We start from the raw sequence: 18545 nt of genomic DNA, 5'->3' as shown, positions 1-18545 counted from the left end.
CTCCAACGAAAACTGCGCTTGTGTTGACCATCCCTAGTTGCCTCGGCAGATGTTATGAATTGGCGGTGCCGATCGCCGCCGCGTCCTCGGTGGAACGCTGGCGGCACCGCGAAAGAAGTTCGGTGGCGTCGGGCGCCGGCGGCGGCGCCAGGCTCTCCAGTTCGACGATCCGGATGTCGGCCGGCTCGCTGCACGCGAGCGTCAGCACGTGGCCAGGCGGCGCCGGCAGCTGCAGCACCACGATCCCGAGTTCGTTGCCGGTCTCGCCGTCGATCACGGCGTGGCAGTGCTCGCCGTCCAGCGGCAGCAGCGAGATGCGTGGGTTGGAGGACGAGAGCCCCAGCCCGCGCGCCTTCCAGAACGCCTCGAGCGCCGTCCACTGCACGAAAAAGTCCGTCTCATCGGCGCCAGGGCGGCGCCGCACGAACTGCTCGATCACCGACGCCTCCACCCCGCTGCGCACCTTCTCGACGTCGATGCCGATCTGGCCCTGCCGGGCCACCGCGCAGGCGACGAAGCCGCGGCTGCGGGTGAGGCTGAACACTGGCGGCTGGTCGCCTGCGTCCAGCAGCAGCGGCCGCCCCTGCGGCCCGGCGGCGAAGCGCAGCTGTGCCGGGTCGGTGCCCAGCGCCGAGGCGAGCGCCATCCGGCGCAGCGCGTGCGCCACCACGAACGCATCGCGGTCGGCCTCGAACCGCAGCAGCGACACGCGTTCGCGCTCATGCTCGTCCAGCAGCGCCGCGAGTTCTCCGCAGGCCCGGGGGCCTACACTGCCCGGCTGCGCGGTCCATACTTCGATCGCACCACACTGCATCGACATCCTTCAGTTGCGTCCTGTCACAGCGATGGTGCATGCTGCACCTTTCTTTGTGGGAAGCAGTGGCCCGGTCGGACTACCCCCCTGTGGCGCCTACATGACGACGGCGCCGCGGCCTACAGGGAGACTGAGGCATTGGCCGATGATCGGCTGAGACAAAACTCGTGCGAGACAAGCCATGCAGGACACGCCAATGGACGCCGCAGCAGGCGCAAGGTCGGATCGCTCCCCGATCGCCATCCTGTCCTACCACCAGACCACCAAGGTGCCGCCGCGCGGCACGCCGGTGCGTACCCTGGTGCTGCCGCCCTGGCGGTTCCGCCTGCAGCTGTGGCTGCTCAAGACGATGGGCTGGCAGGGCCTCTCGATGCGCGACCTCGAGCCCTACCTGCGTGGCGAGAAGACCGGCAAGGTGTTCGGCATCACGCTGGACGACGGCTACGTCAACAACTTCCAGGAAGCGCTGCCCATCATCCGCTCGATGGGCTTCACGGCCACGGCGTTCATCGTCAGTGCGCAGACCGGCGGCTCCAACGTCTGGGACCATGCACAAGGCGTTCCGCCCGCCCCGCTGATGGACGTCGGCCAGATGAAGGCCTGGATCGATGCCGGGATGGAGATCGGCGCGCACACGCGCAACCACGTCGACCTGCGCACCTGCGACGACGACCGGGCCCGCGACGAGATCGCCGGCTCCAAGGCCGACCTCGAGCAGTGGCTCGGGGTCGAGGTGCGCAGCTTCTCCTATCCGTACGGCGAACACACGGCCGCGCACGTCGAGATGGTCCGGCAGGCCGGCTACACGACGGCCACCACGATCATCAGCTCGCGCGCCCGTCTCGATGACGACATGATGCGGCTGCCGCGGATCTCGGTGCACCTCAACGATTCGATCCCGCAGCTGCTGGCGCAGGTGACGACCGATTTCGAGGACTGGCGCATGCAGCGCCCCGGACGGCGCGGCTCACCCAACGCGCGGCCGCAGGTCGCGGCGCAGCCGCAGTCGGACGCCGCGGCGACCGGCATCGGCTCCGGCGTGCCTGCGCCCTGATCAGGCGGCCGGCGCCGGCCCCGCGAGCTCGGGTTGCCAGCGCACGCGCTGCGCACCCGTGTAGCAGAGGAAGCGCTTGTTGAGCGCACGGCCGATCGTGCACAGGCCGAGTTGCTGCGCGATGGCGTGCCCCATCTCGGTCATGCCGCTGCGCGACACCACGATGGCCACGCCCATCTGGGCCGACTTGATCACCATCTCGCTCGTCAGCCGTCCGGTCGTGTAGAAGACCAGCGGCTCCTCGCCCGCTTCGATCGGCGCAGGCTGCATCCACATCCAGCCGGCAATGGTGTCGATCGCGTTGTGCCGCCCGACGTCCTCGACGAACAGCAGCAGCTCGCTGCCGCGGAACAGCGCGCAGCCGTGCACCGAGCCGGCCGACTTGTACGTGCTCTCCTGACGCCGGATCGCGTCGAGCACGCCGTACAGCGCCTGCTGGCTGAGCACTGCCTGCGGCAGCTGCAGCGAATGCACCTCGTCCATGAGCGCGCCGAACACGCTGCCCTGGCCGCAACCGGTGGTGACCACGCGGCGCGCGGTGCGCTCCTCGATCCGGTCGATGCCGGCGCGCGTCTTCACCGCGGCGCTGGAGACCTCCCAGTCGACGGTGACCGACTCGACTTCGTCCACCGACCGCACCAGGCGCTGGTTGCGCAGGTAGCCCAGCACCAGCCACTCGGGATGGGCACCCAGCGTCATCAGCGTGACCAGCTCGCGCCGGTCGACGTAGACCGTGAGGTCGCGCTCGGCGGGAATCGAGATCCGCTGCGTCCGTCCGTGCTCGTCGACGGCTTCGATCTCGCGGGTCAGCGGCGCGTGGGCCCGGGTCAGCCGTGGCAGGGAAACAGGCACGGCCAGGCGGCCCGGGCGGGCCGGGTCAGGGCTTCTTGGCGGCCGGCGCAGTGGGCGTGCTGCTGCCGGGCGTCATCTGGGCTGCCTCCGGCCGCACGCTGGGCGGGCTGGCGGCGGTTCCGGCCGGGGAGTGCGCGCCGGAGGTCTCCAGCGGCTTCTGCTCGGGCGGGCTGTAGGCGAACGCCCCTGGATCGACGCAGGGTGCCGGGGCCGCCGCGGCCACCGGGGTGGCGGCACCTCCAGCGGCAGAGGCGCCGGTCGCGGGCTTGGCGGCGACCGGCATGGCCTTGCCTTCGGCACCACTGCCGGCCTTGCTGCGGTAGCGGGCCGCGACCCGGTCCTGGGACTTGCACAGCTGCCAGGCATCGACCTTGGCTTGCCACGCGGCCTTGGCGGCAGTCTCGGCGGCCTTGGCCTTGGCGGCATCGTCCAGCGGTGCCAGCTTGGCCGACGCGAGGGAGCCGAACGCGGCAAGGATCAGCAGGGAAAGGAGGCGCTTGTTCATGGCGAATCTCTTGTCTCAGGCGGTGCGGACCGGCTCGGCCGTGATGGCCGCGCCCGCCGGCGTGCTGCGCTGGGCGGGGATCTTGCCCGATTGGATGTCGTCGTACCAGTAGGCGTGATGCTCGCGGGCCCAGGTCTCGTCCACGTAGCCGGTGCGCATGGCGCTGTAGGCGCCCTGCATGCCGATCGTGCCGATGTAGATGTGGCCGAGGAACATGGCCATCATCAGCACGGTGGCCGCGGCGTGGACCATGTGCGCGACCTGCATGGTGGCGCGCTCGTAGACCAGGCCCGGCAGCAGCTTGTCGAGCACCAGGCCCGAGGCGACCACCACGATGCCGAGCGCGAACACGCCTCCCCAGAAGACCAGCTTCTCGCCCGCATTGAAGCGGTTCGACGGCGGTTCGTGGCCACCCTTGCCGAACAGGCCGCCGGCGCGCAGCAGCCACTGCAGGTCGCCCTTCTGCGGCCAGTTGTCGCGCACGAAGGCCAGGAACACGATGGCCAGCGACACGACGAACAGCGGGCCGACGAAGTTGTGCACGTTCTTCAGCGCGTAGGTCAGCCAGCCGAACAGCGTCAGCCCCAGCACCGGCTGCAGGAAGAACTTGCCGAACGCCATCACCAGGCCCGACAGCATCAGGGCGACGAAGGCGATCGCATTGGCCCAGTGCGCCGAACGCTCGAACGGCGTGAAGCGCTCGATCTTGCGGCCGGTGTCGGGGCCGTGCTGGGTGATGGCGCCGCGCGTGAAGTAGAAGATCGCGATCGCGCCCAGCACGATGAGCAGCAGCGAACCACCGTAGGGGATCAGCCAGTTGTTGCGCACCTGGCGCCAGGCTTCGCCGGCATTGGTGTGCCGCGATCCGGGGTAGGTCACGAAGGGCTGGACCAGGACGCCGGCCTCGGGCGCCTGGCTGCGGGGCAGGCTGGAGTAGCCCTGCGCGCCGGAGCCGACGGCGCGCCAGAACGGCGCGTTGTTGCCCGGCTGGACCTGGGCCCGTTCGCCGTTGCTCTGCTTGGCGTAGTTGGGATCTGCCGGCGCGTCCGGCTTGACCTCCGGCTTGACGTCCAGGATGTTCTGGCCCTGGATGCCCGGCATGGCCGTGGCGGGGGCGGCCAGTGGTTCATCGTGCCGCTGCGCCTGCGGGGCCTGGGCCCAGGCGCCGCAGGCGGCGGCCAGCGAAAGCGACAACAGCAGCGAGCGGAGCATGGCGACCTCAGTTGACCTTGGTGTAGTCGTTCTGGCCCATCTGGGCACGCGTCCTGAGCTGCTGCTCCCAGCTGGTGCGGTCGCCGGCCTTCCACCCGGCGGCCGAGAACGGCATCGCGGTGCCGGTGCCGCTGTACAGGGCGGCGTCGCTCTTGACGCCGCTGGCGGTCTGCGGCTTTTCGCCGCACGCGGCCAGCGCGGCGGCGGCAGCCAGGAGGAGGACGACACGCATCACGACTTGGCTCCGTTCGGTTGGCCGGCCTGCTTGGAGCCGTAGGCGGTGCCCCAGCCCCAGGCTTCGGCGCCCTTGCCGCGCTTGACCACGCGGTTGCGGAAGATGTCGGCCACGACGTCGCCGTCGCCGGCGAGCAGCGCCTTGGTGGAGCACATCTCGGCGCAGGCGGGCAGCTTGCCTTCGGCCAGGCGGTTGCGGCCGTACTTCTCGAACTCGGCCTGCGAGCCGTGGTCCTCGGGACCGCCGGCGCAGAAGGTGCACTTGTCCATCTTGCCGCGCACGCCGAACGTGCCGGAGGCCGGAAACTGCGGCGCGCCGAACGGGCAGGCGTAGCTGCAGTAGCCGCAGCCGATGCAGACGTCCTTGTCGTGCAGCACCACGCCCTCTTCGGTGCGGTAGAAGCAGTTGACCGGGCACACCGCCATGCAGGGTGCGTCGGAGCAGTGCATGCAGGCCACCGAGATCGACTTCTCGCCGGGCACGCCGTCATTGAGGGTCACCACCCGGCGGCGGTTGACGCCCCAGGGCACTTCGTGCTCGTTCTTGCACGCCGTGACGCAGCCGTTGCACTCGATGCAGCGCTCCGCGTCGCAGATGAATTTCATTCTTGCCATGTCAGTCTCCTACGTCCGCAGCGCCAGGCGGCCCCAGGCGCGGACAGTCCCCTCGGCGGGCACCGAAATACATGAAGTGAGAAGCGTGGGCGCCATGGCGTCAGGCGCGCTCGATGTTGCAGACCGTGGTCTTGGTCTCCTGCATCATCGTCACGCTGTCGTAGCCATACGTGGTCGCGGTGTTGACCGCCTCGCCGCGCACCACCGGCGCGGCGCCGTTCGGGTAATAGGCCAGCATGTCGGCGCCCTGCCACCGGCCGGAGAAGTGGAACGGCATCCAGACCGTGTCGGCCGCCACGCGCTCGGTGACCAGCGCCTGCACGTTCAGGCGCGCGCCGGTCGGGCTGACCAGCCAGACCCGCTCGCCGTTGCGGATGCCGCGGTCGGCGGCCGCCTTCGGGTTGATCTCCACGAAGGCTTCCTGCTGCAGTTCGGCCAGCCACGGGTTGGACCGGGTCTCCTCGCCGCCGCCCTCGTACTCGACCAGGCGGCCCGAGGTGAGGATCAGCGGGAACTTCTCGGCGACCTTGTCGACGAGGTTCTTCTCCTGCACCGTCTTGTACAGCGTTGGCAGGCGCCAGAAGGCCTTCTTGTCGTCGTGCGAGGGGTACTTGGCCACCAGGTCGGGCCGGGTGCTGTACAGGGGCTCGCGGTGCTGCGGGATGGCGTCGGGGAAGTTCCACACCACGGCGCGCGCCTTGGCGTTGCCGAAGGGATGGCAGCCATGGTTCTTCATGACCACGCGGATGATGCCGCCCGAGTTGTCGGTCTTCCAGTTCTTGCCTTCGGCGAGCACCTTCTCGGCGTCGGTCAGCTCGTCCCACCAGCCCAGCTTCTTGAGCAGCACGTGGTCGAACTCGGGGTAGCCGGTGGTGATGTCGGCGCCCATCGAATGCGAGCCATCCTCGGCCAGCAGGTTGACGCCGTCCTTCTCGACGCCGAAGTTGGCGCGGAAGTTGCCGCCGCCGTCCATCACGTGGCGTGTGGTGTCGTACAGGTTGGGCGAGCCCGGGTGCTTGAGGTCCGGCGCGCCCATGCAGGGCCACGGCAGGCCGAAGTAGTCGCCGGCGATGTCGTAGCCCGACTCCTTGTCCTTCCAGCTGCCCTTGGCCTTGAGCGTCTTGACGTCGAACATGTGCATCGCGCGCATGTGGGCCTTCAGGCGCTCCGGGCTCTGGCCGGTGTAGCCGATGGTCCAGACGCTCTTGTTGATCTCGCGCAGGATGTCCTCGGGCACCGGCTCGTCCATGCCGCGGACCTTCTGCATCTTGTAGCCCTTGACCAGTTCCTTGCCGAAGCCGAGCTTCTCGGCCAGCTGGTACATGATCATGTGGTCGGTGCGGCTCTCCCAGAGCGGCTCGATCACCTTCTCGCGCCACTGGAGCGAGCGGTTGGATGCCGTGACCGACCCGCTGGTCTCGAACTGGGTGGCCGCCGGCAGCAGGTAGACGGCGCGGTTCGGGTTGCGGTCTTCCGGCCGGCCCGGCATCGCGGCCATCGCGGCGGTGGCCGACGGATAGGGATCGATCACGACCAGCAGGTCGAGCTTGTCCATCGCCCGCTTCATCTCGACGCCGCGGGTCTGCGAGTTGGGCGCATGGCCCCAGAACACCACGCCCTTGAGGTTGGGGTCCTGGTCGATGTTCTCGTTCTTCTCCAGCACGCCGTCGATCCAGCGCGAGACCGTGATGCCGGGCTTGGTCATCATGCCGGGCGCGGCGAAGCGGCCCTTGAGCCACTCGTAGTCGACACCCCACACCTTGGCGAAATGCCGCCACGAGCCTTCGACGATGCCGTAGTAGCCGGGCAGCGAATCCGGGTTCGGGCCGACGTCGGTGGCGCCCTGCACGTTGTCGTGGCCGCGGAAGATGTTCGCGCCGCCGCCGGACACGCCGATGTTGCCCAGCGCCAGCTGCAGGATGCAGGAGGCGCGGACCATGGCGTTGCCAATGGTGTGCTGGGTCTGGCCCATGCACCACACGATGGTGCCCGGGCGGTTCTCGGCCATCTGCTTGGCCACGCCGAAGACGGTGGCCTCGTCGACGCCGCAGGCCTCCTGGACCTTGTCGGGCGTCCACTTGGCCAGGACTTCCTCGCGCACCTTCTCCATGCCGAACACGCGGTCGTGGAGGTACTTCTTGTCTTCCCAGCCGTTCTTGAAGATGTGGTGCAGCACGCCGAACAGGAACGGGATGTCCGAGCCGGAGCGGATGCGCACGTGCTGGTCGGCCTTGGCGGCGGTGCGGGTGAAGCGCGGGTCGACGACGATGAACTTGGCGCCGTTCTCCTTGGCGTGCAGCATGTGCAGCATCGAGACCGGGTGCGCCTCGGCCGCGTTCGAGCCGATGTACAACGCCAGCTTGGTGTTCTGCATGTCGTTGTACGAATTCGTCATCGCGCCGTAGCCCCAGGTGTTGGCCACACCCGCGACGGTCGTCGAATGGCAGATCCGCGCCTGGTGGTCGCAGTTGTTGCTGCCCCAGTAGCTGACGAACTTGCGCATCAGGTACGCCTGCTCGTTGTTGTGCTTGGACGAGCCCACCCAGTACACCGAATCGGGACCGCTCGCCTTGCGCAGCTCCAGCATCCGGGCGCTGATCTCGTTGAGCGCCTGGTCCCAGCTGATGCGCTGGTACTTGCCGTCCACCAGCTTCATCGGATAGCGCAGCCGGTACTCGCCATGGCCGTGCTCGCGCAGGGCGGCGCCCTTGGCGCAGTGCGCCCCCAGGTTGATCGGCGAGTCGAACACCGGCTCCTGGCGCACCCACACGCCGTTCTCGACCACCGCGTCGACGGCGCAGCCCACCGAGCAGTGCGAGCAGACGGTGCGCTTGACCTCGATGGTGCCCTTGCCGATCGCCGGACCCTCACCGGAGGCCGCGCGGGCCTTCTTCACCAGGGTCAGGCTGCCGGCGGCGATGCCCACGCCCACACCCAGGCCGGAGCGGCGCAGGAACGCGCGGCGATCCATCGTGGGCAGCGCATTGGACAGGCCGCGTTGCAGGCTGTGGACGAAAGGCGAGCGCAAGCCGTCGGCGCGCCCGCGCGCGGCCTGGCCGGCCGCCGGTTTCTTGGTCAGCAACATGATGGTCTCCGGCGTCGGAGTTAAAGGCGGGTGGTCTTGTAGTACTGCTTCACGTGCTCGGAGAGCGCGTAGCCGCCGCCGCGCTCGGGCGGGGCCTTGGGCGTGGGCGCTGCCGCCGTCTGGGCGGCTTCACGGGCGCCGGGCACGAGACTTGCCGCAGCCGCCAGGGCACCGACCGTGCCGGCGCCCGCGAAAAGGGTGCGCCGCGAGAGCTTGTCTTGGGGCTTGCTCATGCTGTCTCCTGCGTACTGCTGCGAACTGGACGTTGGAAGTCACGGCGGAGCATAGTCGTGTGAAAGCGTCCGTGTGAAAGGGAAAACGCGTACCGAACGGCACGCTCGGTTGTAAGGGCCAGGTAAGCTCAGCAGCACCCCCGGTGTTGGCATGCCAACACCGGCACGGCATCACGCCAGCAGGTCGAATCCCTGCTGTTCGATGCTGAAGAACGCGTGGCTGAAATTCGCCAGGGCGGCGTAGAAGCGGGCCGCCGGGTGCGCGGCGACGGCGTCGCACATCGGCAACACCCAGGGCTGCAGGTGGCGGGCGAAGAACTCGCGCTGGCGCGTGAGGTTGGAGACCGCCACATCGTCGCCGGCGATCAGGTAGCGCATCACCTCGCACAGGTAGGAGACGTGGTCCTCGGTCTCCGGCATCGCCTCGTCGCGGCCCAGTCCCAGGGCGGCCAGGTCCTCACGCAACGCGGCCAGCGGCTTCTCGTTCAGGAACCCGGACAGGTAGTGCGACCCGAAGAGGTAGACGTCCGGCTTGCCGACGCCCCCGAACAGCGCGTCGAACTCGGCGGCGATCTGCGCATCGCCCAGGCTGCGGGTGATGCCGACAAAGGCGCGCCAGGGCTCCTCCAGGAAGCCACCCGCGGCCGGTGCCTCGGTGACCGCGACCCGCAGCGACCCCAGCAGGTCGGGCGACGGCGGTGCGTAGTACAGCTGCGCGAGCAGGCCGTAGACCTCCGCGCGCGCGGTCTCCTCGTCCAGGGCGGTGGAGCTCAGCTCAGACATCGGTGATCCTGGTTTCGTTCTGCGCCGAGTAGATGTCGATCACGCGGCAGTCACCGCACATCTTCAGGCGCTCGAGCGCCTCGCCCTGGAACATGGAGTGACCGGCCAGCTTGCCGAGCATCGCTTCCACCGCCTTGAGCGTGCCGAACGCCTTGCCGCAACGCACGCAGCCATAGGGCTGGGTCTCGTTGAGGACGCGCGCCTCGCGCCGCTGCGGCGTGAGGAGCAGCCGCGGCTGCAGCGTGATCGCGTCCTCGGGGCAGGTGGTGGCGCACAGGCCGCACTGGACGCAGTTCTTCTCCAGGAAGCGCAGTTGCGGCAGCTGGGGGTTGTCCTGCAGCGCGTTCGCCGGACAGGCGCTGACGCAGCTCATGCACAGCGTGCAGCGGTCCTTGTCGACCGCGATGGTGCCGAAAGGCGCCCCCTGCGGCGGCAGTTCGATCGCATCGGGCGCGGCCGGGGCAAACGCCACCAGGTGGTCGAGCGCCAGCTCCAGCGTGGTCCGCTTCTCGGCCGCGACGGCAAAGCGCGCGACCTCCTTGGGGCCCTGCTGCCGCGTCTGGCCGAGCGACTGCAGCGCCGCGTCGAGGGCCGGGGCGGACGCGGCGCGCACCAGCTCGAAGTGCGTGCCGGTGTAGCCCAGTCCGCGCAGGATCGCCTGCGCCACCGCCATCTGGGCCTTCAGGCCTTCCAGGTACTGCGGCGCCTCCTCGTCGGTGACCAGCACGACGACCTGCGTGGCGCCGAAGGCGATCGCCGACAGCCACAGGTCCACGCCGGTGCTGGCCGTGTGCCACAGCGCCACGGGAATGACGTGGGCCGGCACCCCCTGCAGCTGCCGCAGCCGTGCGGCCCGGCCCAGGTCTTCGACCAGCAGCTGGCCGTGCTGCTGGCTGTGCAGCAGCAGGGTCGGCGCGCGGCCGCCGCTGCGCAGGTAGGTGGCCAGCAGCGTGCGCAGCTTCAGCCCCTGCTCGCCGGCGCGGGGATACGCATAGGTGAGCGCACCCGTGGGGCACACCGTGGTGCAGGCACCGCAGCCGACGCACAGGTTGGGGTTGACCTTGATCTGCTGGCGGGCGCGCTCGCTGCTGATGGCCGCGGCGGAGCAGATGTCGATGCAGGCGTCGCAGCCGACCTTCTCGTTGCGGCTGTGGGCGCAGAGCTTCTGCTTGTAGACGAAGAACTTGGGCTTCTCGAATTCGCCCACCAGCTCGCGCAGCTTGAGCAGCGTGGGCAGGTCCTGCCCGTCCCAGCGCACATAGCCCTGGGGCGGCGCATGCTGCGGGAAGGCCGGCTCGGCGCGCAGGTCGAGCACCAGATCGAAGCTCTCGGTCTGCGCCTCGGGCGGCCGGCTGAAATCGATGGCGCCGGCGGCCTCGCAGGCCCTGACGCACGCGCGGTGGCCGGTGCAGCGGGCCAGGTCGATCTGGTAGTCCAGGCCGATCGCGCCCTCCGGGCAGGCCGCCACGCAGGCGTTGCAGCGGGTGCACAGGTCCAGGTCGATCGGGTTGGTGGCCGTCCAGGTGAACTGGAAGGCACCGAGCCAGCCGGTCAGCGCGTCGATGCGGCCGCCGAGCACCGGGTAGCGACGCTCCTGCGCGCCCGGCCCGCCGGTGGTGAACAGGGTGACATCCAGCACGTCCTCGAGCATCGCCGCCGCGCGCTCGGCGGCGTCGAGGCGGCCGATCACCAGCACCCGGCCGGCGCTCTTGTAGGTGACGGTGGGCACCGGTTCCGGCTCGGGCAGGCGGGCCGCCGCGAGCAGGGCCGCGATCTTCGGCATGGCCTGGGCCGCGTCGCGGCTCCAGCCGCCGGTCTCGCGGATGTTGACGAAGTGCACGGGCGCCACGGCCCCTTCGGTCTGGGAGCCGACCTCGGCGAACAGCTTCTTCTCCTGCGTGCAGGCGACCACCACCGGCTCGTTGCCGCGGATCGCCTGCTGGAAGGCGCCGGCTTCGCGCCGGCACAGGCTGCTGTGCAGCGTCAGCGACTCATCCAGTGCTGCGCCCAGGCTCTTGGCCTGGAGCGGCATCGTCTTGTTGCAGTCGCAGATCAGGGTGGACATCGGGATCGGGTGCGGCGCTCGCCGCGGCAGGGGTGTCGGATTCGGGCGCGCCAGACTGTGCCACGGATTCGCCCACGAGCTCGTCCGTGGGCCCGGCAGGCCCCAACTGCTGCTCGTCTTTGCGCTCTTCTTCACGGAAGAGTCCGAGGAAGCGCGCACTGGCGAGTTGCTTGAGCATCGACTCGGGAATCGGGTCGGGCTGGGTGTAGTCGCCGATGTAGATGTCCAGGCCGTCCTGCACGTTGAAGCGCGGGTCGGCGAACAGCTTCTTCATGGCGGCGTTCTTCACCTCGGGGGCCACCCCGCGCGCGGCGAAGCGGCGGAAGTCGGATTCCGGGGTGAGCGCCTTCACGTCCTCCAGGGAGGGCGGCGGCTCCGGTGCCGCCGCCGGCTGCCGGTCCGGCGCCGGCGCGGGCGTGCCAGCTCCGGCCACGGGGCTGGCCGCCGTCCCGTTGGCCGCCCCCTGGACATTGCCGGGCGCCGCCTGGGCCGCGGGCGCCGCATCAACCGCGGCGGCCGGCGGCCCGGCCGCCGGCTCGGGCGGCAGCGGCTTGCCGTCCTTCGCATCGAGCTTGCGACGCGACCAGCGGCCGAGGAAGCCGTCAGCCATGGCCGTCTCCGCCGCCCTTCCTGCCGGTCGACACCGAGGCCGGATTGCCGAAGCGGTCCTGCAGCGGACGGAAGCTCTCCGGGCGCTTGCGCTTCTTGGGCTCCGGCACGTAATGCGCCTGCGCGAACGCGTGCATCCAGCCGACCACCTCGGGTGGCGCCGGCACCTGCTCCACCGTCTCCTGGGCATCGAGCCAGCGGCCGGCGTCGTGGTAGCTGAGGCTGACCATGGCGGGGCGCGGGATGGGCTCCGGCGCGACGGTCGGCTGCTCCTCCATCCGCCACAGCACGAACCAGCAGGGCGCCGGCGTGGTGGCATTCAGGTAGTAGCCCTCCGCATCGTCGCGGAACAGTTCGACGGTGAAGCCCGGATGCAGCCAGCGCTCCTCGCGCTCGTCGTTGAAGATGCGGCGCGCCTCGGTGCCGAAGGCCTCCTGGTGCATGACCACGTCGTGCAGGCCCCACCGCCAGGGTTGCCAGCGGTTGTCGATGCGCTCTCGGCGCATGACGACGGCGACTCGGACGCTGGGGCGCTCCATGGCGCGGGCTCAGGTGGTCTTGGAGATCGTGATGGTGGGGAACTTCGCGCTGAAGTCCTTGGCCTTGGCGGCGATCTTGATGGCCACCTGGCGCGCGAGGTCCTTGTAGATCCCGGCGAGCTTGCCGTCCGGATCGGCCACGACGGTGGGCTTGCCGCTGTCGGCCTGCAGCCGGATGCTCATGTCCAGCGGCAGCGCGCCCAGGTAGTCGATCCGGCGCTCGGCCGCATACCGCTTGCCGCCGCCCTCGCCGAAGATGTGTTCGACGTGGCCGCAGTTGCTGCACACGTGCATCGCCATGTTCTCGACCAGCCCGAGGATCGGCACGCCGACCTTCTCGAACATCGCCACCGCCTTGCGGGCATCGAGCAGCGCGATGTCCTGCGGGGTGGTGACGATCACCGCGCCGGTCATCGGCACGCGCTGCGACAGCGTCAGCTGGATGTCGCCGGTGCCGGGCGGCAGGTCCACCACCAGGTAGTCGAGGTCGCGCCAGTTGGTCTGGCGCAGCAGCTGCTCCAGCGCCTGGGTCGCCATCGGGCCGCGCCAGATCATGGCCTCGTCCGGGTTGACCAGGAAGCCGATCGACATGACCTGCACGCCGTAGTTCTCCAGCGGGTCCATGGTCTTGCCGTCCGCGCTGTCGGGGCGGCCGTCGATGCCCATCATCATCGGCTGGCTGGGGCCGTAGATGTCGGCGTCGAGCAGGCCCACCGACGCGCCCTCGGCGGCCAGCGCGAGCGCCAGGTTCACGGCGGTGGTGCTCTTGCCCACCCCGCCCTTGCCGGAGGCCACGGCGATGATGTTCTTCACGTTGGGCATCAGCTGCACGCCGCGCTGCACGGCGTGGGGGATGACCTTGGTGACGAGGTTAACCGAGACGTTGCCCACGCCGGGCACGCCACGGGCGGCTGCCACCAGCGCCTGGCGCAGTGCGGGTGCCTGGCTGCGGGCCGGGTAGCCGAGTTCGACGTCGAACGTGACGTCCGTGCCGGTGACCTGCAGGTTCTTCAGGGCCCGGGTCGAGACGAAATCCTGGCCCGTGTTCGGGTCCTGGACGGCCGCGAGGGCGGCGAGCAGCTGGTCGGGGGTGGCCATGGTGGTGGGACGCTGACTTCGGGACAACAAGGCAGTGTACCCACCGGCGCAAGACCCCCCGCCTGCCGCGCCCTCCCCGCAGCGCTGCCGCCGCCGGAGGCGGGGCTGCCCGGCCGGGCCTGGCGGCCACCCTAGAATGCGCGGTTCCCTGCGGCTCACCTTCCCCGCGGAGCACCCTTTCCCATGGCCCAGCGCAAGCTCTTCGTCACCACCGCCCTGCCGTACGCGAACGGCAAGTTCCACATCGGCCACATCATGGAGTACATCCAGGCCGACATCTGGGTGCGCCACCAGCGCATGGGCGGCCACATGGTGCACTTCGTGGGTGCCGACGACGCGCACGGCGCGCCGATCATGATCGCGGCGGAGAAGGCGGGCAAGACGCCGCAGCAGTTTGTGGGCGAGATCGCCGCCGGCCGCAAGGAATACCTGGACGGCTTCCACATCCGCTTCGACAACTGGCACTCGACCGACAGCCCCGAGAACACCGAGCTGGCGCAGGGCATCTACCGGCGCCTGAAGGCCGGCGGCATGATCTCCACGCGGACCATCGAGCAGTTCTACGACCCGGTCAAGGGCATGTTCCTGCCCGACCGGTACATCAAGGGCGAGTGCCCGGTCTGCCACGCCAAGGACCAGTACGGCGACAGCTGCGAGGTCTGCAGCAGCGTGTACTCGCCCACCGAGCTGATCGAGCCCTACTCCACCCTCACCGGTGCCCGGCCCGAGCTGCGCAGCTCGGAGCACTTCTTCTTCAAGCTGTCCGACGAGAAGGTGGTCGACTTCCTCAAGGCCTGGACGCAGGACGGCAGGCTGCAGCCCGAGATGGCGAAGAAGGCCGGCGAATGGTTCGAGGCCGGGATGGCCGACTGGGACATCAGCCGCGAAGCACCCTACTTCGGCATCGAGATCCCCGATGCGCCGGGCAAGTACTTCTACGTCTGGCTCGACGCGCCGATCGGCTACCTGGCCAGCCTGAAGAACCACTTCGACAAGGGCCAGGCGAAGAACCACTGGCACGAGGCCTCGCGCACCAGCGTGGGCTTCGACGAGTTCGTGGCCGACCCGCAGGTCGAGCAGGTGCACTTCATCGGCAAGGACATCGTGTACTTCCACACGCTGTTCTGGCCGGCGATGCTGCAGTTCTCGGGACGCAAGACGCCCAGCCAGGTCAACGTGCACGGCTTCATCACGGTCAGCGGCGAGAAGATGAGCAAGAGCCGCGGCACCGGCATCGACCCGCTGAAATACCTGTCGCTCGGCATGAACCCCGAGTGGCTGCGCTACTACATCGCCGCCAAGCTCAATGGCCGGGTGGAGGACGTCGACTTCAATCCCGACGACTTCATCGCCCGTGTCAACGCCGACCTGGTGGGCAAGTACGTCAACATCGCCAGCCGCGCGGCCAAGTTCGTGCCGGGCGGCCAGCTGCTCGGGTCGTTCGAGGCCGGGCAGGAACGCGCCGCGCGCCTGCTGGGCGAGGTCCGCAACCTGCTCGAGGGCCGCGAGTATGGCAAGGCAGTGCGCGAGATCATGGCCTATGCCGACGAGGTCAACCTGCGCTTCGACGGCGCCGCGCCCTGGAAGCTCGCCAAGGAAGGCCGGCAGGACGAGGCGGCGCTGGTGTGCTCCGAATGCCTGGAGGCCTTCAAGGTCATGACCGCCTGCCTCAAGCCCATCCTGCCGGTGCTTGCAGCGCAGGCCGAAGCCTTCCTGCAGTGCGCGCCGCTGGACTGGAGCAATGCCGCCCGGCCGCTGGGCGCCGGTCACCGGATCGGCGACTACAAGCACCTGATGCAGCGGGTCGACGCCAAGCAGGTCGACGCCTTGTTCGAGCCGCCGGCCGAAGCGGCGCCGGCGGCCACGGTCCCGGGCGGCGAAGCGCTCGCGCCCACCATCACGATCGACGACTTCGCCAGGATCGACCTGCGCATCGCCAGGATCGTGAACTGCGAGGCCGTGGAAGGCTCGACCAAGCTGCTGCGCCTGACGCTGGATGTCGGCGAAGGCCGGATGCGCAACGTGTTCTCCGGCATCGCCTCGGCCTACAAGCCCGAGCAGCTGGTGGGCAAGCTCACCGTCATGGTCGCCAACCTGGCGCCGCGCAAGATGAAGTTCGGCGTGAGCGAGGGCATGGTGCTGGCCGCCAGCCACGCCGACGACAAGGCCGACGCCGGCATCTACGTGCTGGAGCCGTTTGCCGGGGCGCAACCGGGGATGCGCGTGCGCTGAACGCCCCCGGCACGCGCGCGCCGGGTGCCGGCATCAACACTTCCTTACCAGCGGAAGCGGATGCGGTTACACCTCATCCATAGAATCGCGACGCTCATCCGATGAGCTCCGTCGATGCCCCGTTCCCTCCCACCACCATGTCGCCGCGCCGCCACCGTGTTTCTTCTCGCAGTTTGCGCTGCATCGCTGGGCGGCTGCGCCGTCGTTGCCGCGGCGGACACCGCGGCCGGCCTCGCCGTGTCGGGCGTGGGCCTGGCGGCTGACGCCGCCATCGGCACCGTGCGCATCACCGGCAAGGTGATCGGCGCCACCGCGGACCTCGTGATTCCCGACGGCCCGTCCGACTAGCCGGGCGAGCGCCCGCATGGCAGGCGGCTCTTCGTATGATCCGCCCGATGATTTTCCAAGGAGTCGCCAACCGACCGAGCACGGTCCGGATGCGTCTGGTCGTCCTGGTGATGGCCTGCATGGTGCCCACGGTCGCGGCCGCCGTGGCCGCGATCCTCTACGTCTACCAGCAGGAGCGCAGCGGCTTCGAACGAACGCTCGCAGAGGCCGGCCGGGCACTGTCCCTGGTGGTCGACCGCGAACTGGCACGCCGCGAGGCCACGCTGCGGGCGCTGGCGGAATCGCCGGCACTGACCAAGGGCGACCTGGCCACGTTCTACGACTATGCCCGGCGCATCGCCCCGACCGGCGAGGCGGTCGTGGTGCTGGCGGACTTGAACGGGCAGCAGCTGCTGAACACCCGGCGGCCACTGGGCGGTCCTCTGCCCGGGACCGTGTTCACGGACGCGCGGCGGGAAGGCGGCGAGACGCAGACGCTGGTGTCCAACCTGTATTTCGCTCCGATCGGGCGGCAGTACAGCTTCGCCGTCCAGGTGCCGGTGGTGCGTGCCGGCAAGGTCCTGTATTACCTCAGCATGGGCAGCTACGCCAGCCAGATGCAGAAGGTGATCGCCGACCAGCGCCTGCCGGATGGCTGGATCGCCACCATCCTCGACCGCGAGGGCGCCATCGTGGCCCGCAGCGACGGGCCCGGCGAGTGGATCGGCCGCAAGCCGCCGGCGTCCACGCTGGCGCAACTCCATGCACACCAGGGCGGTGTCGTGCAAGTGCCCTCGATGACCGGCGAGCCGCTCACGGGCAGTTTCAGCCGCACACCCAACTACGGATGGGGCACCTTCATCGGCCTGCCCAAGTCGCACACCACCTCTCCCGGGCGCACGGCGGCCAGCGTGGCGGCGGTCGCCGCGCTGCTGCTCGCGGCAGCGTTCTGGTTCGCCGTGCGCGTCGGCCGCCGGCTGGTGCGCCCGATCACCACCCTGGCTGCGGCGGCCGAGACGCTCGGGCGCGGCGAGCCGGTGACGCTGGTTCCCACCGGGTTGAAGGAGACCGACCAGGTGTCGCGCGCGCTCGCGCGGGCTTCCGATTCGCTCGCGTCGGCCAAGCAGCTCATGGAGCAGCGCGTCCAGGAGGCGCTGATCGACGCCGACAAGGCGCACCGCGCGATGGTGCAGAACCAGCGGCTCGAGGCGATCGGGCAGCTGACCGGCGGCGTCGCGCACGACTTCAACAACCTGTTGATGGTCGTCAACACCAACGTGCATCTGCTGCGCACCCGCCGGCCCGAGCTGGCGGAGGACCCGCAGCTCGCCCGCATCTCCCGCTCCGTCGCGACCGGAAGCAAGCTGACCCGCCAGCTGCTCGCGTTCGCGCGGCGGCAGCCGCTGCGCCCGCGGGTGGTCGACCTCGCAGGCAGCCTGCCCGAGCTGGTCGACCTGGTGCGCCCCACCCTCAGCAGCCGGGTGACGGCGACCTGCGAGGTGGCGCCGGAGACCGGCTGCGTGGAGGTCGACCCCGCGGAACTCGAACTGGCGCTGATCAACCTCGCGGTGAACGCCCGCGATGCCATGCCGGAGGGCGGCACGCTGGCCATCCGCGCCGCCGCGCGCCTGGTGGACGGCCGCCAGATGGTGGCCATCGAGGTCAGCGACACGGGGCACGGCATCGAGCCCGAGGTGCTCGCGCGCGTGTTCGAGCCGTTCTTCACCACCAAGGAGGTCGGTCGCGGAACCGGCCTCGGGCTCAGCCAGGTCTACGGCTTCACGGTGCAGGCGAACGGCACCACCACGGTCCACAGCACGCCGGGAGCAGGCACCACCGTCACGATGCTGCTGCCGCAGGTCCGGTGCGCGCCGCCGGCGGCCGAGTCCGTCGGCGGACTGGAGCGCCTGCCGCAGGGCTGCAGCCTGCTGCTGGTCGAGGACAACGCCGAGCTGGCGCAGTCGACCCGCGAGTTGCTGGTGCAGGCCGGCTGCGCCGTGCAGCACGCGGCCAGCGCGGCCCAGGCGCTGGCGGCGCTGCGCGCCCGCGACACCTTGCCGGACGTCGTGCTCAGTGACGTCCGCATGCCCGGCGAGATGGACGGCATCGGCCTGGCACTGCATCTGCGCGAGCACCACGCGGGCTTGCCGGTGATCCTGATGACCGGGTACACCGGCGAGCTCACAGCGGCCCGGGAGGCGGGCCTGGCGGTGCTGGCCAAGCCGCTGGCGCCGCACCGCCTGCTGGCCGCCGTGGCGGCGGCAATGCGGCCGCCGGCGGCCGCATGA

At 69.8% G+C, this 18545-nt stretch carries 17 protein-coding genes; 4 read left to right on the top strand and 13 right to left on the bottom strand.

Annotated features, from left to right (window positions below; all coding sequences use genetic code 11):
- Positions 1-52: 52 nt before the first annotated feature.
- Complete coding sequence (locus VFE82_RS03725) at positions 53-820, bottom strand: hypothetical protein (RefSeq protein ID WP_324998895.1); 768 nt, start codon at positions 818-820, stop codon at positions 53-55.
- 190 nt (positions 821-1010) lie between these two features.
- On the opposite strand from VFE82_RS03725, the gene VFE82_RS03720 reads away from it, so the two are divergent.
- Positions 1011-1868 (top strand): polysaccharide deacetylase family protein, encoded by an 858-nt coding sequence (locus VFE82_RS03720; protein WP_324998894.1) that lies wholly within the window; start codon positions 1011-1013, stop codon positions 1866-1868.
- Here VFE82_RS03720 and VFE82_RS03715 read toward each other — a convergent pair whose 3' ends face one another.
- The 12 genes from VFE82_RS03715 to apbC form a co-directional block, all read right to left on the bottom strand.
- Positions 1869-2726 (bottom strand): formate dehydrogenase accessory sulfurtransferase FdhD, encoded by an 858-nt coding sequence (locus tag VFE82_RS03715; protein WP_414708741.1) that lies wholly within the window; start codon positions 2724-2726, stop codon positions 1869-1871.
- Between the two features lie 19 nt (positions 2727-2745).
- Positions 2746-3225, bottom strand: a complete 480-nt coding sequence (locus VFE82_RS03710; RefSeq protein ID WP_324998892.1) for a hypothetical protein — start codon at positions 3223-3225, stop codon at positions 2746-2748.
- 15 nt (positions 3226-3240) lie between these two features.
- Entirely contained in the window at positions 3241-4437 is a 1197-nt protein-coding gene (locus tag VFE82_RS03705) for a formate dehydrogenase subunit gamma (protein WP_324998891.1), read from the bottom strand.
- Positions 4438-4444: 7 nt separating this feature from the next.
- Complete coding sequence (locus VFE82_RS03700) at positions 4445-4669, bottom strand: hypothetical protein (protein ID WP_324998890.1); 225 nt, start codon at positions 4667-4669, stop codon at positions 4445-4447.
- Positions 4669-5286, bottom strand: a complete 618-nt coding sequence (gene fdh3B, locus VFE82_RS03695) for a formate dehydrogenase FDH3 subunit beta (protein ID WP_324998889.1) — start codon at positions 5284-5286, stop codon at positions 4669-4671. The genes VFE82_RS03700 and fdh3B overlap by 1 nt, the downstream gene beginning before the upstream one ends.
- A gap of 100 nt (positions 5287-5386) precedes the next feature.
- Entirely contained in the window at positions 5387-8371 is a 2985-nt protein-coding gene (locus VFE82_RS03690) for a formate dehydrogenase subunit alpha (RefSeq protein ID WP_324998888.1), read from the bottom strand.
- Between the two features lie 20 nt (positions 8372-8391).
- Entirely contained in the window at positions 8392-8604 is a 213-nt protein-coding gene (locus VFE82_RS03685; protein ID WP_324998887.1) for a formate dehydrogenase, read from the bottom strand.
- Between the two features lie 171 nt (positions 8605-8775).
- Positions 8776-9387, bottom strand: coding sequence for a TorD/DmsD family molecular chaperone (locus VFE82_RS03680; RefSeq protein ID WP_324998886.1), 612 nt, complete (start codon positions 9385-9387; stop codon positions 8776-8778).
- On the bottom strand, positions 9380-11452 hold the full coding sequence (locus tag VFE82_RS03675) for a 4Fe-4S binding protein (RefSeq protein WP_324998885.1): 2073 nt from the start codon (positions 11450-11452) through the stop codon (positions 9380-9382). The genes VFE82_RS03680 and VFE82_RS03675 overlap by 8 nt, the downstream gene beginning before the upstream one ends.
- Entirely contained in the window at positions 11379-12062 is a 684-nt protein-coding gene (locus VFE82_RS03670; protein WP_324998884.1) for a DUF3306 domain-containing protein, read from the bottom strand. Before VFE82_RS03670 ends, VFE82_RS03675 begins: the two co-directional genes overlap by 74 nt.
- A complete protein-coding gene (locus VFE82_RS03665; RefSeq protein ID WP_324998883.1) occupies positions 12055-12600 on the bottom strand; it encodes a DUF3305 domain-containing protein in 546 nt (181 codons plus the stop codon). Before VFE82_RS03665 ends, VFE82_RS03670 begins: the two co-directional genes overlap by 8 nt.
- A gap of 9 nt (positions 12601-12609) precedes the next feature.
- The gene (gene apbC / locus VFE82_RS03660) at positions 12610-13698 is read right to left on the bottom strand and encodes an iron-sulfur cluster carrier protein ApbC (RefSeq protein WP_324999898.1); all 1089 of its coding nucleotides are present in this window, start codon (positions 13696-13698) and stop codon (positions 12610-12612) included.
- A gap of 183 nt (positions 13699-13881) precedes the next feature.
- Between apbC and metG the strand changes: the two genes are divergently transcribed.
- The 3 genes from metG to VFE82_RS03645 all read left to right on the top strand — a co-directional run bounded on the left by metG (position 13882) and on the right by VFE82_RS03645 (position 18545).
- Positions 13882-15930, top strand: a complete 2049-nt coding sequence (metG, locus tag VFE82_RS03655) for a methionine--tRNA ligase (protein WP_324998882.1) — start codon at positions 13882-13884, stop codon at positions 15928-15930.
- 114 nt (positions 15931-16044) lie between these two features.
- Complete coding sequence (locus VFE82_RS03650; protein ID WP_324998881.1) at positions 16045-16278, top strand: hypothetical protein; 234 nt, start codon at positions 16045-16047, stop codon at positions 16276-16278.
- 47 nt (positions 16279-16325) lie between these two features.
- Positions 16326-18545 carry a hybrid sensor histidine kinase/response regulator gene (locus VFE82_RS03645; protein ID WP_324998880.1) on the top strand — a complete coding sequence of 740 codons (2220 nt, stop codon included), beginning with the start codon at positions 16326-16328 and terminating at the stop codon, positions 18543-18545.

This window comes from Ramlibacter sp. (assembly GCF_035655895.1).
In the GTDB taxonomy this organism is placed as follows: Bacteria; Pseudomonadota; Gammaproteobacteria; order Burkholderiales; family Burkholderiaceae_C; genus Ramlibacter.
Note: the sequence above shows the minus strand (reverse complement) of the source record. Positions and strands in the feature narration are given on the sequence as shown.

Bases quoted from the DNA above. Each gene is read 5' to 3' on its own strand.
- VFE82_RS03725 (WP_324998895.1), bottom strand. From the start codon at position 820: ATGTCGATGCAGTGTGGTGCGATCGAAGTATGGACCGCGCAGCCGGGC.
- VFE82_RS03720 (WP_324998894.1), top strand. From the start codon at position 1,011: ATGGACGCCGCAGCAGGCGCAAGGTCGGATCGCTCCCCGATCGCCATC.
- VFE82_RS03710 (WP_324998892.1), bottom strand. From the start codon at position 3,225: ATGAACAAGCGCCTCCTTTCCCTGCTGATCCTTGCCGCGTTCGGCTCC.
- VFE82_RS03705 (WP_324998891.1), bottom strand. From the start codon at position 4,437: ATGCTCCGCTCGCTGCTGTTGTCGCTTTCGCTGGCCGCCGCCTGCGGC.
- VFE82_RS03700 (WP_324998890.1), bottom strand. From the start codon at position 4,669: ATGCGTGTCGTCCTCCTCCTGGCTGCCGCCGCCGCGCTGGCCGCGTGC.
- fdh3B (WP_324998889.1), bottom strand. From the start codon at position 5,286: ATGGCAAGAATGAAATTCATCTGCGACGCGGAGCGCTGCATCGAGTGC.
- VFE82_RS03690 (WP_324998888.1), bottom strand. From the start codon at position 8,371: ATGTTGCTGACCAAGAAACCGGCGGCCGGCCAGGCCGCGCGCGGGCGC.
- VFE82_RS03685 (WP_324998887.1), bottom strand. From the start codon at position 8,604: ATGAGCAAGCCCCAAGACAAGCTCTCGCGGCGCACCCTTTTCGCGGGC.
- VFE82_RS03680 (WP_324998886.1), bottom strand. From the start codon at position 9,387: ATGTCTGAGCTGAGCTCCACCGCCCTGGACGAGGAGACCGCGCGCGCG.
- VFE82_RS03675 (WP_324998885.1), bottom strand. From the start codon at position 11,452: ATGTCCACCCTGATCTGCGACTGCAACAAGACGATGCCGCTCCAGGCC.
- VFE82_RS03670 (WP_324998884.1), bottom strand. From the start codon at position 12,062: ATGGCTGACGGCTTCCTCGGCCGCTGGTCGCGTCGCAAGCTCGATGCG.
- VFE82_RS03665 (WP_324998883.1), bottom strand. From the start codon at position 12,600: ATGGAGCGCCCCAGCGTCCGAGTCGCCGTCGTCATGCGCCGAGAGCGC.
- apbC (WP_324999898.1), bottom strand. From the start codon at position 13,698: ATGGCCACCCCCGACCAGCTGCTCGCCGCCCTCGCGGCCGTCCAGGAC.
- metG (WP_324998882.1), top strand. From the start codon at position 13,882: ATGGCCCAGCGCAAGCTCTTCGTCACCACCGCCCTGCCGTACGCGAAC.
- VFE82_RS03650 (WP_324998881.1), top strand. From the start codon at position 16,045: ATGCCCCGTTCCCTCCCACCACCATGTCGCCGCGCCGCCACCGTGTTT.
- VFE82_RS03645 (WP_324998880.1), top strand. From the start codon at position 16,326: ATGATTTTCCAAGGAGTCGCCAACCGACCGAGCACGGTCCGGATGCGT.